This window comes from Microbacterium hydrocarbonoxydans (assembly GCF_900105205.1).
GTDB classification, from domain to species: Bacteria; Actinomycetota; Actinomycetes; order Actinomycetales; family Microbacteriaceae; genus Microbacterium; species Microbacterium hydrocarbonoxydans.
Window position 1 is genome coordinate 3,220,733 of sequence record NZ_FNSQ01000005.1, and the last position, 19,019, is coordinate 3,239,751.

Consider the following 19,019-nt stretch of genomic DNA (forward strand, 5'->3'; position numbering starts at 1 on the left):
CAACCCCTACATTGGCACCGAACGATGATTCCCCAGTGATCCGTCGTTCGGAAGCAGTGACCTAAGGTCGAGGGCCGACGAAGACGACGTTTGGCGCAGCGGCCAATATATCGACGATAACACGCACGTCCCCCTCGGGAGAAGAGGGAACTGCAAACTGGAATACTGCATCCGCCTGGCCGCCGGCCGGGATGGACGCTGGCCACACAGTGGCACCCTCGCCGGAGACGCCGGCGGCGGGGAGACGCTCGTCACCGCCATAGGTCATCGTGACGTTGGCCCCCGCGGTGTCGACGGGCTCGTCCGAGCCGTTCGTGAGCCGGACCGTCACCTGGACCGCCGGGCCGCTGGGCTCGCCAGGGATGTCGTTGCCGGCGGTCACGGACTCGATCGCGGTGACCTCGGCCACGACGCCTTCGACGGCGGGCGCCGGCTCGTCGAGCGGCACCTCTTCGTCCTCGTCCGGCTTCGCGACACCATCCGTGGCACCCGGAGACGGGGTCTCGAACTCCGTCGCCTGCGGAGTCGGGGTCGCACCCGACGACGGGGATCCGTTCGGGCCGCCCTGTCCCGAGCCACTGTTGGCCAGCACTCCCCAGACGATCCCGCCGATCAGGAGCACGGCGATCAGCCCGACGAGGGCCCAGCTCCGCCAGCCCATCCGCCGTGGCGAATCCTCGAGTGACTCCGTCACTGGTCCCCTCCTCCGCGCACCGGTACTCCGCATCCAGGACGCGAATATTCCGCCATTCTAGGTCAGACGCGGCGGAGAAGAACGGGGTCGGCGTCCGCCTCGTCGAAGCGGACCTCCTTCGGGTCGTCCGCATGTCGGGATCGGTGGGTGAGCAATGACGCGACGGTGAAGAACAGGATGAACGCGGTCGCGCTGTCGATGAGTCCGCTCTCGGTGACGGAGCGGATGATGACGAGCGTGAGCAGCGGTGTGACCAGCCAGCGCCGACGGGCCGAGATGAGCGCGCTGGCGACGCACCAGACGATCAGCGCGGCGATGAGTGCCGTGCCGATGAGTCCGGTCTGGGCGAGCAGTGACGCCCAGCTGCTGTCGAGCACCTGCTCGTCGCGCCACTTGATGTCGACGGGGATCTTCTTGGCCGACAGGCCGATCCCGATCCACTTCTGCCACTCGCCCCAGTCCCAGCCGATCACGACCCGCCACACGTCGAAACGCGAGTCGAGCGCGGTGGAGGTGTCGTTCGACCCCGCGCGGGTGGCGAGCGCACTGAAGACGTCGGTGAACGAGGCGATCGCGTAGCCGAGCGGGAGCACACCGAGCAGCATGTAGAGCACACTGCGGTCGCGGATGCCGTTGACGAGCACCGCGACGCCGATGCCGACGCCGATCGCGAGGAGGCCGGTCCGCGATCCGCTGGCCACCGCGATGCCGACCAGCACTCCGACCGCCGCCAGCCGCCACACGCGCACGCCGCTGCGGAGCATCAGCACCACGAGACCGATGATCGGGGCCGCCACGAGCCCGGCCAGCTCATTGGGGTGGATCTCGGGGATCCCGCCGCCGAGACGACCCGTCGATGCCAGCGAGGGCAGTCCCGTGACGGCCGCGACCAGGGCGACCGCGGCCATCGCCGTGAGCAGGCACGCGATGCTCGTGACCCAGGGGACCGCTGTCAGCAGCAGCAGGATCGTCGCCATCACGACGAACATCCGGCCGACCAGCACGATCGTCGACGAGTCGTTGCCCGCGAGCATCGAGCCGAGGACGCTGACCAGCAGGACGACCGCGATCACGCCTGCCGGGGCGATGCCGACGGCGACTCTCTCGCGGGTCCGCGCCGCAAGGGCCACGGTCGCTCCGAGCGCGATGACCGCGATGAGCGCCTTCGCGATCACCACGGCATCCACCCCGCCGCTGTAGATGGTGGCACTGCGCCACGGGATGACGCTGACGATCAGGAGGATGTAGAGCCCGCCGACCGCCACCACCCTGGCGGTGCTCGGGTGGTGCGCTGACTGCTGCCGGGGCTGCCGTGCGAGCTCAGTCGGCTCGGGCATGCGAGTCTCCGGCGCCCGCTAGAGCCGGGTCACGGTCGCTGACCCTCCAGGACTCGGCGATCGAGCCGAGGGACTTCGTTCCGGTGTGCAGCATGACCACTCCCACGGGACGGATGCCCATGACCCGCAGTCGGGTGGTGACGGCGACGAGGTCGGTCGCGGACGTCGCGTTGTGACGGACGTTGATGATCACGCCGGCACCCGGCGCCATGAGCTGCTCGATCAGGGCGGAGGCACCCGGCTCGCAGATCACGACCACGACGTCGAACTCCTCGTGCATCGCCGCGACGACGTCGGGGAGCTCCGACACGAGGGTGTCGAGCGAGAGCGGCTCGTCAGCGACGAAGACGGCGTGCCCGTCCTCGCCGTCGGAGATCGATCCACCGTCCAGCACTTCGTTCAGCGTGTGCCCATGGCCGGTCACATGCGCCTCGCGGGTGTCGACGACGCAGGCGGTCGCCCCGATCAGGCGCTGGGCCTCGAGGAGGCCCGTGATGGCGTCGTCGTCGATCGCGCCGTCGGAAGCCGGGATGACGATGTGCGTCCGCATGTCGCCGCCGGCGAGGGCGACGAGGTTTCCGACGGCCTCCTCGTACGCCGCGATCGCGCCGTTGTCCGACTCCGGATGCAGGCGGCTGCGCCGCGGGATCTGTCCGATCACCGGGAGCCCGGACGAGCGACGCACATCGGAGATGGTCCGCAGGCGCCGGTTGGTGGTGGTGCGGTAGACCGCGACGATTGCGCCGAGCGCGAGGCCCGCGATCCCCCGAGTCCGGTGATGGCGGTGACCTGAGGCGAGATCGGCGCGGACGGCGCCACCGCGGGGAGGACCTGATCGAGGGCGACGGTGTAGCGCGCGTCGTCCTCGTCGTTCTCGGTCTCGCCGATCAGCTCCGACAGGTGGGTCGCCGCGGAGTTGGCGATGTCCGTCGATAGCTTCGCGGTGGGAGCGTCGGCGCGGACCACGAGCAGAACCGTGTCGGCGGTGTTCTCAGCGGAGAGCATCCGGCGGATGTCGCGATCGGCGTACTCGTCCTCATCGAGATCGAGGTCGTCGCGCACGGCGTCGATGACCTCGGGGCTGTCGACCAGGGGCGGGTAGGACTTGATGCGCGCGAGGCTGAACTGGTTGCGCTCGAACAGCGACGCCTCGGTCGAGTCGACGCGCAGCAGCAGCGTCGAGGTCGCCGCATACGTCTCGGGCAGCAGCTTGGTGACCACCCAGCCCATGCCCGCGCCGAGCACCGCGAGAACGACGATGACAATCCATCCCTCGCGCAGGATACGTCCGTAAGGGACATCTTCCATCGCCAACCCCCTCAGTCGAAGACAGGGCCTAAACGTATCATTCGCCGCCGGGACGACGACCACCGCTGGGGTCCTCCGACCGACCGGTCGACGACACGAGCCACCGGAGTCCCACCCCGCCGAGCATCGACGCCGCGGCGAGCGCGAAGGGCAGCGTCGACGGCTCAGCCCCGAGGGCGAGAAGGACGATCGCCGCCAGGATCGCGAGCACCGTGTCGGACAGTCGAATGACGAACACCGCGATCTGGCGACCACCGACCGCGCCGAGCGCGCCGTACGGGGTCACGATGGCGACCGACATCCCGTACGCCAGCCAGGCGATCACGGCGAGCGGGTCCACCGTGACGTCGAAGAGCAGCGGGCTCACCCAGGGGATCAGCACCACGGCGATGGCGCTCATCACCACGGTGCCGATCAGGAGGAACCCCACCACCCTGTCGGCCTCGCGGACGGACGCGCCCTTGCCCGCCTTGTGCTGATCCGCGAAGCGCACGAAGAGGAAGGAGGACAGTCCGCCGATCACGAGGATCAGCGGCGAGGTGTACGTGCGGGCGGCTTCGAGCAGGCCGACCGCCGTGAGGCCGGCGCCGGCGAGCACCAGCAGCCGCACCACGGTGAACAGCGAGGGCCGCAGCACCTGCTGGAGTCCGCGCCACATCCCGTAGCGCCAGACGGCGGCGAGGTCGGCGCCGCGCAGACCGACCAGCCGTCGGTCGACGCCGGGCACCAGGAACCAGCCGATGACCGTCGCGACGATCTGCCCCGCCGCGATCCCGCCGAGGAAGGCCGCCAGCGACAGGGCCCCCGCGAAGTGGACGGTGAGGATGATCGCGAGCGCGACGACGAAACCCACGGCATCCGTCAGCGCGGTGCGCACGAACGAGAGGTGCGCGATGAGGAGCCGACGCACGATCTCCTCGACGGCGAAGGCGGCGAGCGCCACCGCGAACAGCGCGGATTCCCACGGGTCGGAGAACCCGGTCAGCCACGCGATGAGGAAGGCGCCGACCGCGAGCACGATCGAGGTCAGCACGAGCATGGCCTCGAGACCCGCCCTGAGCGCGCGCTGCGAGCGATCGAGCACCACGAGCGAGTCCCCGATGAGCCCGGTGACGACGGCCGTGGCGACGATGACCACGCCATAGAGGATCGCGAAGCGGCCGTACTCCTCGATGCCGAGCAGCCGCGCGACGAGGATCTGCAGGAGCAGTCCGATGCCCGCCTGCGCCGCCTGCGCGATCACGGCCCCCAGAGCCTTGCGTTTCATGTCGCCTCCCCGGCTGACATCCTCCCACGCGACGCGACGCGATAGAGTCGACCCGTACGGCTGTGGGGGTCGTCGTGGATGGCGAGGGGAAGCCGTCCTCTGTGTGACGCCACCATGGACATCGACGTTTTCACGAGGGGGATCATGAAGGGCATCATTCTGGCGGGCGGTTCGGGCACCCGCCTGCATCCGATCACCCTCGGAGTCTCGAAGCAGCTCATCCCGGTCTACGACAAGCCGATGGTCTATTACCCGCTGTCGACGCTGATGCTCGCCGGCATCCGCGACATCCTGGTGATCACCACCCCGCACGACGCCGCGCACTTCGAACGACTGCTCGGCGACGGCTCGCAGTTCGGCATCTCGCTGACGTTCGCGCAGCAGGAATCCCCCGACGGCCTCGCGCAGGCGTTCACGATCGGCGCCGACTTCATCGGCGACGACAGCGTGGCCCTCGTCCTCGGAGACAACCTCCTCTACGGCCCCGGCCTCGGCACGCAGCTGAAGCGCTTCGCCGACATCGACGGCGGCGCGGTGTTCGCCTACTGGGTGGCCGAGCCGGAGGCGTACGGCGTGGTGTCCTTCGACGGCGACGGTCAGGCCGTCTCGCTCGAGGAGAAGCCGAAGGATCCGCAGAGCAACTACGCCGTGCCGGGACTCTACTTCTACGACAACGACGTCATCGAGATCGCCCGCGCCCTGGCACCCAGCGCACGCGGCGAGTACGAGATCACGGATGTGAACCGCGAGTACCTCGAGCGGGGGAAGCTTCAGGTCGAGGTGCTCCCCCGCGGCACCGCGTGGCTGGACACCGGGACGTTCGATCAGATGACGGATGCTGCCGACTACGTGCGCACCATGGAGCGCCGCACCGGCATGAAGATCGGAGTGCCGGAGGAGGTCGCCTGGCGACAGGGCTTCCTCACGGACGACGAGCTGCGGGAGCGCGCCGACGCCCTGGTGAAATCCGGATACGGCTCGTACCTCCTCGCACTGCTCGAGCGGGGGCGCGCATGACCCGCCTGCTCGTGACCGGCGGCGCCGGCTTCATCGGATCCAACTTCGTGCACCACGTCGTCGCGCACACCGACGCCCACGTCACGGTGCTCGACAAGATCACCTACGCCGGCAACCGCGCATCTCTCGCCGGCCTCCCCGCCGACCGCGTCGAGCTCGTCGAGGGCGACATCGCGGATGCCGAACTCGTCGACTCGCTGTTCGCGGGCGTCGACGCGGTGGTGCACTACGCGGCGGAGTCGCACAACGACAACTCGCTGCACGATCCGCGCCCGTTCCTGGACACCAACATCATCGGGACGTACACGCTGCTCGAGGCGGCCCGTCGCCACGAGCGCCGGTTCCACCACATCTCGACCGACGAGGTCTACGGCGATCTCGAGCTCGACGATCCGCAGCGGTTCACCGAGAGCACGCCCTACAACCCCTCGTCGCCGTACTCGTCCACGAAGGCGGGCAGCGACCTGCTCGTGCGGGCCTGGGTGCGCTCGTTCGGCGTGCAGGCCACGATCTCGAACTGCTCGAACAACTACGGCCCGTATCAGCACGTCGAGAAGTTCATCCCGCGTCAGATCACGAACGTCCTGCGCGGCATCCGTCCCAAGCTCTACGGGGCGGGACTCAACGTGCGCGACTGGATCCACGCGGATGACCACTCCTCCGCCGTGCTCACGATCCTCGAGAAGGGTGAGATCGGAGAGACCTATCTCATCGGCGCCGACGGCGAGAAGGACAACAGGTCGGTGGTCGAGCTGATCCTCACGCAGATGGGCCAGCCGTCGGACGCCTACGACCACGTGACCGATCGTGCGGGACACGACCTGCGCTACGCGATCGACTCCACGAAGCTGCGCACGGAGCTCGGCTGGCAGCCGCAGTACTCGGACTTCGAATCGGGACTCGCCTCGACGATCGACTGGTACCGCGCGAACGAGGACTGGTGGGCTCCCTCCAAGGACGCCACCGAGTCCTTCTACGCCGCCCAGGGACAGTGATGACGGAGTTCGGCAAGACGCTCACCGTCACCCGCACCCCGATCCCCGGGCTGCTGCTGGTCGATCTGCCGGTGCACGGCGACTCCCGCGGCTGGTTCAAGGAGAACTGGCAGCGCGAGAAGATGGTCGCCGCCGGACTGCCCGACTTCGGACCCGTGCAGAACAACGTGTCGTTCAACGACGCGATCGGCACCACCCGGGGCATCCATGCGGAGCCGTGGGACAAGTGGGTCTCGGTGGCGACCGGGCGCATCTTCGGCGCCTGGGTCGACCTGCGCGACGGCGACACCTTCGGCACGGTGTTCACCGCCGAGATCGATCCGTCCCGAGCGATCCTCGTGCCGCGGGGCGTGGGCAACTCGTATCAGACCCTCGAGGCCGACACGGCGTACACCTATCTCGTGAACGACCACTGGTCGCCGGACGCGGCGTACTCCTTCCTCAACCTCGCCGACGAGACGGCGGCGATCGCCTGGCCGATCCCGCTGGACCAGGTCGAGATCTCCGCCAAGGACCTCGCACATCCCCGGCTCGCCGAGGTGACGCCGATCGGCTCTCGCAAGACGCTGGTCATCGGCTCGGCCGGGCAGCTCGGACTCGCTCTGCGTGCCGCCCTCGGCGATGCCCCGCACGTCGAGTACGCGACCAGGCAGACCCTCGACCTCGCCGACCCCGGCCTCTCGAGCGCTCGCCGCTGGCGCGATTACGGCACGATCATCAACGCCGCCGCCTACACCGCCGTCGACCGCGCCGAGACGCCCGAGGGACGCACGCAGGCCTGGACGGCGAACGTCGCCGGTGTCGCGGCGCTCGCCCGCGTCGCGACGGAGAACGGCATCACGCTCGTGCACGTGTCGAGCGACTACGTGTTCGACGGGTCGTCATCCGCGCCGCACCGTGAGGACGACCCCGTGAGCCCGCTCGGCGTCTACGGGCAGACCAAGGCCGCCGGCGACGCCATCGCGGCGACCGTGCCGCGGCACTACGTCGTGCGCACCTCCTGGGTGATCGGCGAAGGACAGAACTTCGTGCGCACCATGGCGTCGCTGGCGGACAGGGGGATCGCACCTCGCGTCGTCGCCGACCAGATCGGGCGGCTGACCTTCACCGACGACCTCGCCGCGGCGATCCTGCATCTGCTGGCCGCCGATGCGCCGTTCGGGGTCTACAACGTCACCGGCGGAGGCGAGCCTCGCTCGTGGGCCGACATCGCCCGCGCGGTCTACCGCCTGACGGGCCACGATCCGGCATCGGTGAGCGACGTCAGCACAGCCGAGTACTTCGCCGGCAGCGAAGGACCTATCGCACCCCGCCCGCTCAACAGCATGCTCGACCTCGGCCGCATCGCCTCGACGGGATGGACGCCCCGCGACGCGGATGCCGCGCTCGAGGCGTACCTCGCGGGCCCCGTCGACTGACGCGCTAGAGCTCGCCCGGCTTCATCGCCTCGGCATCGATCGCCCGGATGATGCGCAGCGCGGCGGTGTCGGGCTTCGGCTCGCTGCCCACCGGCTCGGTCCTCCGGCGGCGCTGCGGCGCGTACACGACGAGCGAGTGGAACAGGAACCGCGCGAAGAACGCGACGATCAGCGAGAGTCCCGTCGCGAGCACGCTGGAGATGTGCCAGGACTCGACCATCAGGGCCATCACCGGGATGCGCAGCGCGGCCTCGACGTTGTTGAAGGTGAAGGATGCGGCGAAGCGACCGCCGAGCCCGCGGGCGTCGGTACGCATGTCGGCGAAGACGAAGCGCTCCTGCAGGATGAAGTTGCCGATGATCGTGACCTCGGCCCCGATGATCGCCGCCCAGATGTACGGCACTCCGGTGGCCGTGAGCAGCCACATGATGCCGAGGTTGGCGAGCGCGCCGATCAACCCGATCAGGGCGAACAGCGACATCTTGCCGAAGCGCAGTCGCGCCAGATGGGCGACGAAGGTGGCACCCTGCCGCAGGCTCGCCTTAGAGGTGCCGTGCCGACGCTCCGCGAACTCCATCGGGATCTCTGCGATGCGCAGGTCGGTGCGGGCGAGGATCTCGAGCAGGATCTTGAAGCCCTGCGGCTTGAGGGACGGCAGATCGAGCCGGCGCCGATCGACGAGGAAGAACCCGGTCATCGGATCGGTGCTGCGCGCGAGCCGGATCGGGAACATCGCCCGGGTGAGCCATGTCGCCGCCCTCGACACCCCGAACCGCACGGCAGTCCCGAGGCCGCTGGTGTCACCGCCCCCGATGTACCGGGAGGCTGCCACGACATCCGCCTCGCCCTCGTCGTGTCGACGCAGCAGCGCGGGAAGCAACTCTGGCGGATGCTGCAGGTCGCCGTCCATGACGATGCAGAGATCAGCGGATGCTGCCCGCAGGCCCACCACGACGGCGCCGCCCAGTCCGCCGGTGTTGTCGTCACGGTGGATCACGCGGACCGGCAGTGGAGCGTCGGCGGCGACGCGCTCGACCTCGGCGGCGGTTTCGTCGGTGCTGTCGTCGACGAACAGGATCTCGGCGTCATAGGCGGCGAGCGCCGTCGCGGTGCGGGCCACGAGCTCGGCGACGTTGTCGCGTTCGTTGAAGGTCGGCACGATGACGGTGACCGCTGTCCTCACGCGCCTCCCCCTTCGGCTGTACCGGAATCCGCTGCGGAGTCCATAGTTCCATGGGTTCCTATGGGCAGCGAAACCCGCACCTGCTAGGCTGGCGGGATGCGGCTGTGGGAGTCGCTGAGCGGATGGGGATCCGCTCTCTGGGGAATCACTGATCTGGGGAGATCATGGGGACGCGCATCGGCTACGCCGTTGGTGCCTTCGACTTGTTTCATGTCGGGCATCTGAACCTTCTTCGTCACGCCAAGCAGCACTGCGACATCCTCGTCGCCGGTGTCGTCAGCGATGAGATGCTGCGGCAGGTGAAGGGCATCGAGCCCGTCATCCCGACCGCCGAGCGGGCGGAGATCGTCCGTCACATCTCGTTCGTCGACGACGTCTACGTCGAGACGACTCCATCGAAGATGGACTCGTGGCGCGAGGTGCAGTTCACGCACTTCTTCAAGGGCGACGACTGGCGCGGCACCGACAAGGGACTCCGCCTCGAGCGCGAGTTCGCCGAGGTCGGCGTCGAGGTCGTGTACTTCCCGTACACGGCGCACACGTCGAGCTCGTCGCTGCGCCGTGCCCTCGACGCGATCACGGCGGGCGCCACCCTCGGTGGTGCCCCCGCGCTCGCGACGCGCTGAGTCCAGCTCTCGACGCGCTGGGTTCAGTTAGCCACGCCGAGCAGGCTCCGCGCCATGCGGGCGACGTGGGGTGGGGTGTGCGCCCCGAGCCAGACGGTCCACTGCAGCTGCGGCTCGCCACAGGTCCATTCGACGCACCACGAATGCACCGCGGTCGCGAGACGCTCTCCCTTCGCGTGCTGACGGACCCCGTCGCCACGGAGCAGCCATCGGACCGATACGCCCTCCGGCACGTCGATGTGGCGGAACTGGATGCGGGCGGATGCCTCGATCAGGATGACCCCTTCTGCGTCCCACGGCATGCGCGCGGCGATCGAGGCGATGGCACCGGCGTCGGTCGAGTCACCGGCGATCAGCACGACGCCCTCGATGTTCTCCCAGTCCGGATCCTCGACGTGCTCGCAGGCGGTGCTCATGCATCCAGCATAGGTAAGGTAAGCCTTACCTGCAATGGGTCACTGCCACGTCGGAGCGGTCCGCTGTCGAAGCGATCCGCTGTCGGCCCTCGTCCAGCCGGGCGGTTCTAGGCTGGATGCATGACCTCTCCTGCAGAATCCGCCATCACGATGTTCGGCGCCGACTGGTGCCGCGACTGCATCCGCACGAAGAAGCAGCTCGACTCCCTCGGCATCGAGTACACCTACATCGACCTCGTCGCCGAGCCCTCGGCGGCAGATGTCGCGAAGGAGATCTCGGGTCGCACGAACATCCCTGTCGTGGTCTACCCCGACTCCTCGCACCACGTCGAGCCGTCGAACGCCGATGTCGAGGCGAAGCTGCGCGAGCTCTCGCTGATCTGACCGGAAGGGGGCTCGTCGCGCACCGATACACTGGCGCGATGAGCACCGCGGCTCGGCCCGAACGAGCATCCGTCCGACTGTCCGCACGCACGATCACGCTCTACGCGGTCGGCTCGCTCGGCACCGGCGGCTACGCCACACTGCCCGGGCTGGTGCTGACCTACTTCCTCACCGACAACCTCGGCGTCGCCGCCCTCGCCGCCGGCCTGATCGTCACCGCAGCCAAGATCTGGGACGTCGTGATCGATCCGCTGATCGGCGCGGCATCCGACCGTCAGTACCGCCGCACCGGCTCACGCCGTGGCCTCATGGTGCTCGGGGCGCTCACGCTCCCGGTGTTCTTCGCCCTGACCTTCGCGGTCCCCCCTTCGTGGGGACCCGTCGCCGGGGCGATCTGCGTGCTCCTGGCCTTCCTCGGCACTGCCACCTCCTTCAGCCTCTTCCAGGTGCCGTACGTCGCTCTTCCCGCAGAGCTCACCTCTGGCTATGACGAGCGCACGCGACTGCTCGGCTGGCGCGTGGTCGTGCTGACTGCCGCGATCCTGCTGTTCGGCGCCGGCGGCCCCGAACTGCGCCGCGCCGGCTCCGATCCGGTACTCGGCTACCTGCTGATGGGCGTCGTCGCGGGTCTCACGATCGGCATCGGGATGCTCATCGCGTCCCGCACGGCGGATGTCGCAGCGCGGGTCACCGGAGCCGGAGAACTCGCGGAGACCGCGCCGACGAGCGTCCGCGAGCAGTACTCCGCCGCACTCGACACTCTGCGGCGCAGTCAGCCGTTCCGCGCGCTGCTGGGAACATTCCTGCTGCAGGCGCTCGCGACCGGCACGATGCTCGCCGGAGCCCAGTACGTCGCCACGTGGGTGCTGCGCTCCGAGGACGCCGTGACGCTCGTCTTCCTCGCGCTGGTCGGCCCGGCGCTCGTCGCCACCCCGGTGTGGACGGCCGTGTCACGCCGCATCGGCAAAGAGCGGGCGTTCGCCATCGCGAGCGCGGTCTTCCTCACCGCCGCGGCATCGCTCATCGTCGCGGCATGGGCCCCCGGAGCATGGATGTACGGATCGATCGCCCTGGCCGGCGTCGCATACGCGGGGCTGCAGTCCCTGCCCATGGCCATGCTCCCCGATGTGATCTCGCACGATGAGCGCCGCAGCGGCGCCGGCCGCGCCGGTACGTTCACCGGCGTGTGGACCGCCGGCGAGACGATCGGCTTCGCGTTGGGCGCCACCGCGGTGTCGCTGACCCTCGCGGCGACCGGGTACGTCTCCACGGTCGCCGGGGCGATCTCCGAGCAGCCGGATGCCGCCGTCGCGGGGATCGTCTGGAGCTTCAGCATCCTTCCCGCCGTGCTGATGGGCGCGAGTCTGCTCGTGCTGCGGCGCTACCGCCTGAGGCGCCACGACATCGAGTCCTGACGAGAGGCGCGGCCTAAGCTGGGATCCCGTCCGAAGGAGACGCCGATGACTTCTGCGACCAGCCCGTCCACCGCGACCACGCCCGCCCCCGCCCCGTCGGGGAAGGGCACCGAGTTCAGCGAGGCGGAACGCGAGCGCCTCGACGCCGCGATCGCCGATCTGCATGTCGGCACCCGCACGTGGTCGGCTCTGACGCTCGCTCAGCGGGTCACGCTGCTGCAGGCGGTGCGCACGAGCGTGGCGGCCTCCGCCGAGGACTGGGCGCACACCGCCGCCGTCTCGAAGGGTCTGGACGGGCGGCATCCACTCCGGGGCGAGGAGTGGCTGAGCGGACCGTACAGCGTCCTGGGCGCTCTGGACGCCTACATCGAGACCCTCACGCGACTCGCGAACGGCACGAACCCCCTCGACGGCGTCACGGTCGGGCGGGCACCGGGCGGTCGCACGGCGGTGCAGGCGTTCCCGCTCACCGGCATCGACCGCATCCTGCTCTCGGGCTACACCGGGGAGGTCTGGCTGAAGCCGGGAACGACCCCGCGCGGTGCACGTGCCGCCGCGGGTCTCGCGCAGCGCACGCCGTCGGAGTCCGGCGGCGTCGGCCTCGTACTCGGCGCAGGCAACATCACCTCGATCCCCGTGCTCGACGTGCTCTACGAACTGCTCGCCCACAACCGCACGGCGCTCCTCAAGGTCAATCCCACGCAGGATGCGCTGGTGCCGATCTACAAGCGCGCCTTCGCGCCGCTCATCGGTCCGGGGCTGCTGCGCATCGTGCGCGGCGGGCCGGCGGTCGGCGGCTACCTGACGACGCATCCCGATCTCGCGCATGTGCACATCACCGGATCTGCCGCGACCTTCGACGCGATCGTGTGGGGCACGGGGTCCGCAGCGACCCGGCGTCGCCGCGAGAACCGCCCTCAGCTGAAGAAGCCGATCACGGCCGAGCTCGGCGGCGTCTCGCCCATCATCATCGTGCCCGGCGAGTGGACGGATGCCGACCTCACCTACCAGGCCGAGCACGTCGCGACGATGAGGCTGCAGAACAGCGGGCACAACTGCATCGCGGGCCAGGTCGTCCTGATGTCCGAGGACTGGCCGCAGGCCGAGCAGTTCCGCATCGCGCTGCGCCGCGCCTACGCCCAGGCTCCGGAGCGGCCGATCTGGTACCCCGGGTCACCCGCACGGATGGACCTCGCCGCTGAGGCGTATCCGGATGCCCTCGTGCTCGGCGACCGCGTGCTGGTCGAGGTCGACGATAATGACGACGCAGGAGCGCTGCAGAGCACCGAGTATTTCGCTCCGGTGCTGGGTGTGGTGGCTCTCCCCGGCACCGGCCAGGCATTCCTCGATGTTGCGGTCGCCTATGCGAACGATCGCCTGCAGGGCACACTCGGTGCCAACCTGCTGATCGATCCGGCGACCGAGAAGTCGCTGGGCTCCGGGTTCGGACGCGCCATCGCCGAACTGCGCTACGGGTCCATCGCGATCAACGGCTGGACCGCATTCGGGTTCATCACGCCGACGCTCACCTGGGGCGCGTACCCGGGGAGCACGATCGATGATGTCGGGAGCGGCATCGGAGTGGTGCACAACGCGCTCCTGCTCGACGACGTGGAGCGCTCGGTGATCCGCGGACCGTTCCGTCCCTTCCCCCGGTCGCTGCCGGTGCTGAACGGCGGCGGCCGGCTCAGCATCCTCCCCAAGCCTCCGTGGTTCGTCTCGGCACGGACGGGGGCCGCGGTCAGCGAGGGACTCACCCGGTTCCGCGCGGACGGTGGCGTGATCGGCCTGCTGAAGACCCTCGCGAAGGCGCTGCGCGCCTGACAGGGCGCACCCGTCAGCGGGCGAATCGGTCGGTGGCCTCGCGCAGCGCGCGCTGGATGCCGGGCTCCGTGGCGGAGTGCCCGGCGTCGTCGACGACCACGAACTCCGCCTCCGGCCAGGCGGTGTGCAGGTCCCACGCGGTCATCATCGGCGTGCACACGTCGTGGCGCCCCTGCACGATCACGGCGGGGATCTGTCGGATGCGGTCGACGCCGGCGATCAGCTGCCCCTCGGTCCACCAGCCACGGTGGACGAAGAAGTGGTTCTCGATGCGGGCGAACGCCGTCGCGGTCTGCGGATCGGACATCGCCTCGATCTGCGCGGCGTCCGGACGCAGCGTGACCGTCGACGCCTCCCACCGCGACCAGGCGAGGGCGGCCGGCTCGTGCACGGCGGGATCGGGGTCGAACAGGCGCCGGTGATATGCCTCGATCATCCGCGACCTCTCGAGCACCGGGATTGGGGCGATGAACTCCTCCCAGAGGTCGGGGAAGAGAGCCGCGGCGCCTCCTTCGTAGAACCACTCCAGCTCCTCCCGGCGCAGCGTGAAGATGCCGCGCAGGACGAGTTCGCTCACCGCCTCGGGATGCGCCTGGGCATAGGCGAGCGCGAGTGCGCTCCCCCACGAGCCTCCGAAGACCTGCCACCGGTCGATGCCGAGGTTCTTGCGCAGCAGCTCGATGTCGGCGATCAGGTGCGCGGTCGTGACGAAGCGGAGGTCGGCGTCAGGAGCACTCGCGTGCGGCGTGCTGCGCCCGCAGCCGCGCTGGTCGAGGAGCACGATGCGGTAGCTCTCCGGATCGAAGAAGCGACGCTGCCACGCAGACGTGCCGCTCCCCGGCCCTCCGTGGAGGAAGACCACCGGCTTGCCGTCAGGGGCGCCACTGACCTCCCAGTACATCCGGTGCCCGTCGCCGACGAGCAACTCGCCGCTCTCGTGCGGTTCGATCGGCGGATACAGCGCATCCAGGTTCATCGTCATCGACCCCCCGGTCAGAACAACTCGTACGAGACCACGCTAGCGTGATCAGATGAGTTTCACGCCGCTGCGATCGAAGTCCCGCGATCTCTCCGCCTGGTTCGCCACCCGCCCCGATCTGTTCGAATCGGAGCGTTCGCCACGCAAGACCGCGACGTGGGGCATCATCGCGGGGATCATGGTGGTCCTGGCTCTGCTGGTCTACCTCAATCCGCTCGCCACGGTCGAGACCCTGGGCGGTCGCATCCGGAGCGGACTGGCCATCGCGGCGGCATTCGGAATGCCGCCGGTGATCTTCGTGATCTGCCTCGTGATGATCTTCCTCGGTGCCAGGCGATGGCGCGTCAAGGGCGGCGGAGTGCTGCGGAACGCGGTGATCCACGGCTACGCCGCCGGATTCCCGATCGAGCAGGTCCTGGCGGCCATCCGCACCGGGAGCGCGGACAGCGCCGGCGTGATCGCCGCGCTCGGTGCGCTGCAGAAGAACCGTGCAGACGAGCGACTGCTCACGATCTGGACGTCGGAGGCGGACAGAGCGATGTACGTGGGGGTGCTCCGAGTCGACGGGAACAAGGTGTGGATCGACACCGAGCCCTTCGCCGTCGAGCCCGACCGCTACTTCGACGCCAGGAAGCACGACCTCGCCGCGACGCGCGGCCTCACCAGCATCGACGGCGTCTGACTCGCTAGAGCTCGTCGCCCGCCACCGTCAGGGGCCCCTCGCAGACGTCGAGGCCGTTCTGATAGCCGTTGGCGAACCAGAACTTCCGCTGCTCGCTCGTGCCGTGCGTGAAGCTCTCGGGGTTGACCGACCCCGACTGCTGCTGGATGTTGTCGTCACCCACGGTGTTCGCCGCGTTCAGCGCGTCATCGAGCTCGGCGTCCGTCGGCGCCAGGAGATACGGGACGCCGTTCTTGTCCTTCTCCTTGGTCATCTGGCCGATCCATGCACCCGCGTAGCAGTCGGCCTGGAGCTCGATGCGCACGCCGTTGCTGTCGGGGCCGGTGCCGTTGTTCGGGTACCTGTCCATCGTCCCGCGGATGTACTGGATGTGGTGGCCCCACTCGTGGCCCACGATGTAGAGCTGGGCGAGGTCGCCGGCGGATGCGCCGAACTGCTGCTGCATGAGGTCGAAGAACGTCGGATCGATGTACACCGTCTCATCCGGCGGGCAGTAGAAGGGCCCCACCGCATTCGAGGCCGTGCCGCACGACGTCGAGGTCGCCCCGTCGACGATGATCAGCTGCGGGCGACGGTAGTCGTCGATGTTGTCCTCCCAGAAGCCGTCCAGCGCGAGCTGCGAGGCGGCCACGCGGCAGTCGACGTTCTCGTTCGCGTCCTCGCCCGTGAGGCAGTCCTCGATCACACTGCCGCCGGACGGCTCGCTCCCGCCGCCGGTCGCACCTCCACCCCCGAGGAGGCCGGTCAGGTCGATGCCCAGCAGCGGGCCGGCGATGAGCGCGATGATGCCGAGCAGTCCGACACCGCCGGCACCTGCCACGACGGCGCCGCGTCCTCGACGACGGGCGGTGTTGCCGGAGACATCGGCATCGGGATTGAACGTCATGCCATGAGGGTACTCTGCACCACGGCATCCCCCGAGTCGTAGGCTCGTGTCATGACGACCACGATCACGCTGACCGGTGCCGGTGGACAGATCGGATACGCGCTGCTCTTCCGCATCGCGGCCGGGGACCTGCTCGGCCCGGACGAGAAGGTGCGGCTGCGGCTGCTCGAGATCCCGCAGGGGCTGGGTGCGGCGGAGGGTGCCGCCCTCGAGCTGCAGGACGGCGCGTTCGGCCTGCTCGAGCACGTGGAGGTGACGGATGACCCCGCGGTCGGATTCGACGGTGCGGACCTCGCGCTCCTGGTCGGGGCCCGTCCACGGGGACCCGGCATGGAGCGCGGCGACCTGCTGGCCGCGAACGCGGGCATCTTCGGGCCGCAGGGCGCCGCGATCGCCGCGCACGCCGCAGAGGGCGTGCGCGTCACCGTCGTCGGCAACCCCGCGAACACGAACGCGCTGATCGCCGCGGCATCCGCCGACGGCGTGCCGGCCGAGCGGTTCAGCGCCCTCACCCGCCTCGACGAGAACAGAGCGCGCGCACAGCTCGCACAGACGCTCGCCGTGCCGGTCGACACGATCCGCCGGCTGCCCATCTGGGGCAACCACTCGGCGACGCAGTTCCCGGACGTGTCGTACGCGACGGTCGGCGGACAGCCCGTCGACGCCGCCCTCGAGGCCATCGTCGGCGACGTGCCGACCTGGCTCGCCGAGACCTTCATCCCCCGCGTCGCGAAGCGGGGTGCGGAGATCATCCAGGTGCGCGGTTCGTCGTCCGTGGCATCCGCCGCCAACGCCACGATCGAGCACGTGCGCGACTGGGTGCGGGGCACCGAGGACTGGACCTCCGCCGGCGTCGTCTCGCACGGCGAGTACGGCGTGCCAGAGGGGCTCATCTCCTCGTTCCCGGTGCGATCCGTCGATGGCGGATGGCAGATCGTCGAGGGTCTCGAGGTGAGCGACTGGGCCCGTGCACGCATCGACGCGTCGGTCGCCGAGCTCGTCGAGGAACGCGAGGCGGTGCGATCACTCGGGCTGCTCTGAAACGTCACCGCGGAGGCTCCGAGCAGGGCAGAATGGATGCCGGAGGTGCGCGATGAGCGAGACGATCGATCCCATGAAGGCGACGGCATCCGTCGATGAGGCCCTGACGAGCCCGCTGCACCTGCCGCACGCCGCCGCCGAGTGCCCGAAGTGCTTCACCGAACTGCAGCAGAACCGTGATTTCTGGCTCGCCCGCCCGGACGGCTCCCGCCTGGTCGGTCTCGTGGTCTCCCGCGACGGCATGCCGTCGGTCGTCGAGCAGCGGGATGATCTGACGCGGTTCGGCGTGCCGATCGAAGGCTTCCGTCACCCCGCCCCCGACATCCTGGAGAGCTGGAGCGACCGCCTGTCGCGCCTGATCGCCACGCTCAAGACCGGCGACGTCCTGGTCGTCGCGAACATCCATGCGCTGGGGCGCGACGCGGATGAGGGCGCGCGCACCGCGAAGGAGCTGCGGCGGCACGGGATCATCGTCAAGGTGCTCAGCCACAACGCCCGGCACCTGGCCGACGCGGCCCGCTGACCGGCTTCGCGGACGAAGCTCCTGAGACGGGGCTCTTCCGCCGACCCCTCAGACGGAGGCGATCCCCAGCGCGTCGAGCTCGAGCGACTCCGCTCCGCGGTCGAGACGGTCGATCTGCTCGGCCGTCCAGGTCTCGCCCGTCGGAATCTGCTCACCCTCGCGCCAGGCGCGATAGGCCAGCTCGTCCGGACCGTCGATGCCGTACGCATCCCGCAGTGCGACGACGCAACGCGCCGCCAGCTCCTCGTACTCGGCCGTGAGGGCGGGGAGGACCAGCGAGGACGACCAGTTCGGCTGCGCACTGTTCGGAGCCGACCAGCCGGCGCCGCGCAGAGCCGACTCGTCGGCATCCGCCACGACGTCCGTCGCCGGCGCCTCTGCATCCAGCCGGTCGCTCTGGCCGGCGAACTGCACGTATCGCGCGGGATCGGACTCCGACGCGATGATCAGGAACACCCGATCCGACACCTGGCGGAACGTCGACGCGAGACGCTGCCCGAACTCATCCCATTCGGACATCAGCGGTCGCCCAGCTTGCGCTCGACCTCGGCACCCTGAGGTGTCTCGAAGCGCGCGGACAGTCCCTTGGGCGCGAAGTTGAACGTCACCCGCGCACCGCCCTCGACGTCCCAGCGCGCGGACACCGTGTCCTTGACCTTCAGGTTCTTCGGGTCGCCCCATCGCGACGACCCCTCTCGCACCATCAGCGTGAACGCATCGCCGAGGAACGCCGTCGACTCCTCCGTGACTTCGCGGATGGTGTCGGAGATGTCGAGGGTCAGGTGCATCATCCGGCCGCGCGAATCGGTGGTCATCACATCGGTGAACGTGAAGTTCGAGACCGTGTTCATCAGGTACGGCGTCCCGTTCTCGACCTCGATGGTCCACCCGAAGCGCTCGACGGCGAGCTTCTGGGTCTCCTCCTGCGTCAGCGGCCACGGAGCAGCGATCCAGAAGTCCATCAGGTCGCAGACCTCGGCGGGGGTCATCACTTTCCAGCTCATACAAGAACCCTATCGATCAC

The 19,019-nt window shown here is 69.2% G+C and carries 21 protein-coding genes; 10 read left to right on the forward strand and 11 right to left on the reverse strand.

Going from position 1 to position 19,019, the window contains the following annotated elements; all coding sequences use genetic code 11:
* Positions 1-61: 61 nt before the first annotated feature.
* From BLW44_RS15755 to BLW44_RS15775, 5 genes are all read right to left on the reverse strand, one after another.
* The gene (locus BLW44_RS15755; RefSeq protein ID WP_139305296.1) at positions 62-694 is read right to left on the reverse strand and encodes a hypothetical protein; all 633 of its coding nucleotides are present in this window, start codon (positions 692-694) and stop codon (positions 62-64) included.
* Between the two features lie 62 nt (positions 695-756).
* Entirely contained in the window at positions 757-2,031 is a 1,275-nt protein-coding gene (locus BLW44_RS15760; RefSeq protein ID WP_060926410.1) for an O-antigen ligase family protein, read from the reverse strand.
* The gene (locus tag BLW44_RS15765; protein ID WP_074731891.1) at positions 2,015-2,716 is read right to left on the reverse strand and encodes a hypothetical protein; all 702 of its coding nucleotides are present in this window, start codon (positions 2,714-2,716) and stop codon (positions 2,015-2,017) included. Before BLW44_RS15765 ends, BLW44_RS15760 begins: the two co-directional genes overlap by 17 nt.
* A complete protein-coding gene (locus BLW44_RS15770; RefSeq protein ID WP_074731894.1) occupies positions 2,689-3,339 on the reverse strand; it encodes a YveK family protein in 651 nt (216 codons plus the stop codon). Before BLW44_RS15770 ends, BLW44_RS15765 begins: the two co-directional genes overlap by 28 nt.
* 37 nt (positions 3,340-3,376) lie before the next feature.
* Complete coding sequence (locus BLW44_RS15775) at positions 3,377-4,606, reverse strand: lipopolysaccharide biosynthesis protein (RefSeq protein ID WP_060926412.1); 1,230 nt, start codon at positions 4,604-4,606, stop codon at positions 3,377-3,379.
* 144 nt (positions 4,607-4,750) lie between these two features.
* On the opposite strand from BLW44_RS15775, the gene rfbA reads away from it, so the two are divergent.
* From rfbA to BLW44_RS15790, 3 genes are read left to right on the forward strand one after another with little or no spacing between them, the layout of a single operon-like run.
* Entirely contained in the window at positions 4,751-5,623 is an 873-nt protein-coding gene (gene rfbA, locus BLW44_RS15780) for a glucose-1-phosphate thymidylyltransferase RfbA (protein ID WP_060926431.1), read from the forward strand.
* Positions 5,620-6,618 (forward strand): dTDP-glucose 4,6-dehydratase, encoded by a 999-nt coding sequence (gene rfbB, locus BLW44_RS15785; RefSeq protein WP_060926413.1) that lies wholly within the window; start codon positions 5,620-5,622, stop codon positions 6,616-6,618. The genes rfbA and rfbB overlap by 4 nt, the downstream gene beginning before the upstream one ends.
* Positions 6,618-8,036 carry a sugar nucleotide-binding protein gene (locus tag BLW44_RS15790; protein ID WP_060926414.1) on the forward strand — a complete coding sequence of 473 codons (1,419 nt, stop codon included), beginning with the start codon at positions 6,618-6,620 and terminating at the stop codon, positions 8,034-8,036. The genes rfbB and BLW44_RS15790 overlap by 1 nt, the downstream gene beginning before the upstream one ends.
* Before the next feature lie 4 nt (positions 8,037-8,040).
* Here BLW44_RS15790 and BLW44_RS15795 read toward each other — a convergent pair whose 3' ends face one another.
* Positions 8,041-9,219 carry a glycosyltransferase gene (locus BLW44_RS15795; RefSeq protein ID WP_060926415.1) on the reverse strand — a complete coding sequence of 393 codons (1,179 nt, stop codon included), beginning with the start codon at positions 9,217-9,219 and terminating at the stop codon, positions 8,041-8,043.
* A gap of 164 nt (positions 9,220-9,383) precedes the next feature.
* Between BLW44_RS15795 and BLW44_RS15800 the strand changes: the two genes are divergently transcribed.
* Entirely contained in the window at positions 9,384-9,845 is a 462-nt protein-coding gene (locus BLW44_RS15800; RefSeq protein ID WP_060926416.1) for an FAD synthase family protein, read from the forward strand.
* Positions 9,846-9,868: 23 nt separating this feature from the next.
* Here BLW44_RS15800 and BLW44_RS15805 read toward each other — a convergent pair whose 3' ends face one another.
* Positions 9,869-10,261, reverse strand: coding sequence for an SIP domain-containing protein (locus tag BLW44_RS15805; RefSeq protein WP_060926417.1), 393 nt, complete (start codon positions 10,259-10,261; stop codon positions 9,869-9,871).
* A gap of 120 nt (positions 10,262-10,381) precedes the next feature.
* On the opposite strand from BLW44_RS15805, the gene BLW44_RS15810 reads away from it, so the two are divergent.
* The 3 genes from BLW44_RS15810 to BLW44_RS15820 are packed head-to-tail and all read left to right on the forward strand — an operon-like array spanning position 10,382 to position 13,884.
* Positions 10,382-10,645, forward strand: coding sequence for a glutaredoxin family protein (locus tag BLW44_RS15810; protein ID WP_060926418.1), 264 nt, complete (start codon positions 10,382-10,384; stop codon positions 10,643-10,645).
* A gap of 38 nt (positions 10,646-10,683) precedes the next feature.
* Positions 10,684-12,060 carry an MFS transporter gene (locus tag BLW44_RS15815; protein WP_060926419.1) on the forward strand — a complete coding sequence of 459 codons (1,377 nt, stop codon included), beginning with the start codon at positions 10,684-10,686 and terminating at the stop codon, positions 12,058-12,060.
* Positions 12,061-12,105: 45 nt separating this feature from the next.
* Entirely contained in the window at positions 12,106-13,884 is a 1,779-nt protein-coding gene (locus BLW44_RS15820) for an aldehyde dehydrogenase family protein (protein WP_060926420.1), read from the forward strand.
* A gap of 13 nt (positions 13,885-13,897) precedes the next feature.
* Here the strand turns inward: BLW44_RS15820 and pip are convergent, their stop codons facing one another.
* Entirely contained in the window at positions 13,898-14,866 is a 969-nt protein-coding gene (gene pip / locus BLW44_RS15825) for a prolyl aminopeptidase (protein ID WP_174521347.1), read from the reverse strand.
* A 49-nt stretch (positions 14,867-14,915) separates the two neighbouring features.
* Here pip and BLW44_RS15830 point away from each other — a divergent pair, with 49 nt between their 5' ends.
* Positions 14,916-15,545 (forward strand): hypothetical protein, encoded by a 630-nt coding sequence (locus tag BLW44_RS15830; RefSeq protein WP_060926421.1) that lies wholly within the window; start codon positions 14,916-14,918, stop codon positions 15,543-15,545.
* Positions 15,546-15,549: 4 nt separating this feature from the next.
* On the opposite strand, the gene ypfJ is transcribed toward BLW44_RS15830, so the two are convergent.
* On the reverse strand, positions 15,550-16,431 hold the full coding sequence (ypfJ, locus tag BLW44_RS15835) for a KPN_02809 family neutral zinc metallopeptidase (protein ID WP_060926422.1): 882 nt from the start codon (positions 16,429-16,431) through the stop codon (positions 15,550-15,552).
* A gap of 51 nt (positions 16,432-16,482) precedes the next feature.
* Between ypfJ and BLW44_RS15840 the strand changes: the two genes are divergently transcribed.
* Together BLW44_RS15840 and BLW44_RS15845 are read left to right on the forward strand one after the other, a co-directional pair.
* Positions 16,483-17,472 carry a malate dehydrogenase gene (locus tag BLW44_RS15840; protein ID WP_060926423.1) on the forward strand — a complete coding sequence of 330 codons (990 nt, stop codon included), beginning with the start codon at positions 16,483-16,485 and terminating at the stop codon, positions 17,470-17,472.
* Between the two features lie 52 nt (positions 17,473-17,524).
* Positions 17,525-17,995, forward strand: a complete 471-nt coding sequence (locus BLW44_RS15845) for a recombinase family protein (protein ID WP_060926424.1) — start codon at positions 17,525-17,527, stop codon at positions 17,993-17,995.
* Positions 17,996-18,043: 48 nt separating this feature from the next.
* Here BLW44_RS15845 and BLW44_RS15850 read toward each other — a convergent pair whose 3' ends face one another.
* On the reverse strand, positions 18,044-18,514 hold the full coding sequence (locus BLW44_RS15850) for a TY-Chap domain-containing protein (protein ID WP_060926425.1): 471 nt from the start codon (positions 18,512-18,514) through the stop codon (positions 18,044-18,046).
* Positions 18,514-18,999: a DUF6301 family protein gene (locus BLW44_RS15855; RefSeq protein WP_139305297.1), complete on the reverse strand. Its 486-nt coding sequence runs from the start codon at positions 18,997-18,999 to the stop codon at positions 18,514-18,516. Before BLW44_RS15855 ends, BLW44_RS15850 begins: the two co-directional genes overlap by 1 nt.
* Positions 19,000-19,019 lie beyond the last annotated feature (20 nt).

Coding starts and splice junctions, on each gene's coding strand:
- pip (WP_174521347.1), bottom strand. CDS start 14,866: ATGACGATGAACCTGGATGCGCTGTATCCGCCGATCGAACCGCACGAG.
- BLW44_RS15815 (WP_060926419.1), top strand. CDS start 10,684: ATGAGCACCGCGGCTCGGCCCGAACGAGCATCCGTCCGACTGTCCGCA.
- BLW44_RS15805 (WP_060926417.1), bottom strand. CDS start 10,261: ATGAGCACCGCCTGCGAGCACGTCGAGGATCCGGACTGGGAGAACATC.
- BLW44_RS15830 (WP_060926421.1), top strand. CDS start 14,916: ATGAGTTTCACGCCGCTGCGATCGAAGTCCCGCGATCTCTCCGCCTGG.
- BLW44_RS15855 (WP_139305297.1), bottom strand. CDS start 18,999: ATGAGCTGGAAAGTGATGACCCCCGCCGAGGTCTGCGACCTGATGGAC.
- BLW44_RS15850 (WP_060926425.1), bottom strand. CDS start 18,514: ATGTCCGAATGGGATGAGTTCGGGCAGCGTCTCGCGTCGACGTTCCGC.
- BLW44_RS15775 (WP_060926412.1), bottom strand. CDS start 4,606: ATGAAACGCAAGGCTCTGGGGGCCGTGATCGCGCAGGCGGCGCAGGCG.
- rfbA (WP_060926431.1), top strand. CDS start 4,751: ATGAAGGGCATCATTCTGGCGGGCGGTTCGGGCACCCGCCTGCATCCG.
- BLW44_RS15840 (WP_060926423.1), top strand. CDS start 16,483: ATGACGACCACGATCACGCTGACCGGTGCCGGTGGACAGATCGGATAC.
- BLW44_RS15760 (WP_060926410.1), bottom strand. CDS start 2,031: ATGCCCGAGCCGACTGAGCTCGCACGGCAGCCCCGGCAGCAGTCAGCG.
- BLW44_RS15810 (WP_060926418.1), top strand. CDS start 10,382: ATGACCTCTCCTGCAGAATCCGCCATCACGATGTTCGGCGCCGACTGG.
- BLW44_RS15800 (WP_060926416.1), top strand. CDS start 9,384: ATGGGGACGCGCATCGGCTACGCCGTTGGTGCCTTCGACTTGTTTCAT.
- BLW44_RS15845 (WP_060926424.1), top strand. CDS start 17,525: ATGAGCGAGACGATCGATCCCATGAAGGCGACGGCATCCGTCGATGAG.
- BLW44_RS15790 (WP_060926414.1), top strand. CDS start 6,618: ATGACGGAGTTCGGCAAGACGCTCACCGTCACCCGCACCCCGATCCCC.
- BLW44_RS15770 (WP_074731894.1), bottom strand. CDS start 3,339: ATGGAAGATGTCCCTTACGGACGTATCCTGCGCGAGGGATGGATTGTC.
- ypfJ (WP_060926422.1), bottom strand. CDS start 16,431: ATGACGTTCAATCCCGATGCCGATGTCTCCGGCAACACCGCCCGTCGT.
- rfbB (WP_060926413.1), top strand. CDS start 5,620: ATGACCCGCCTGCTCGTGACCGGCGGCGCCGGCTTCATCGGATCCAAC.
- BLW44_RS15820 (WP_060926420.1), top strand. CDS start 12,106: ATGACTTCTGCGACCAGCCCGTCCACCGCGACCACGCCCGCCCCCGCC.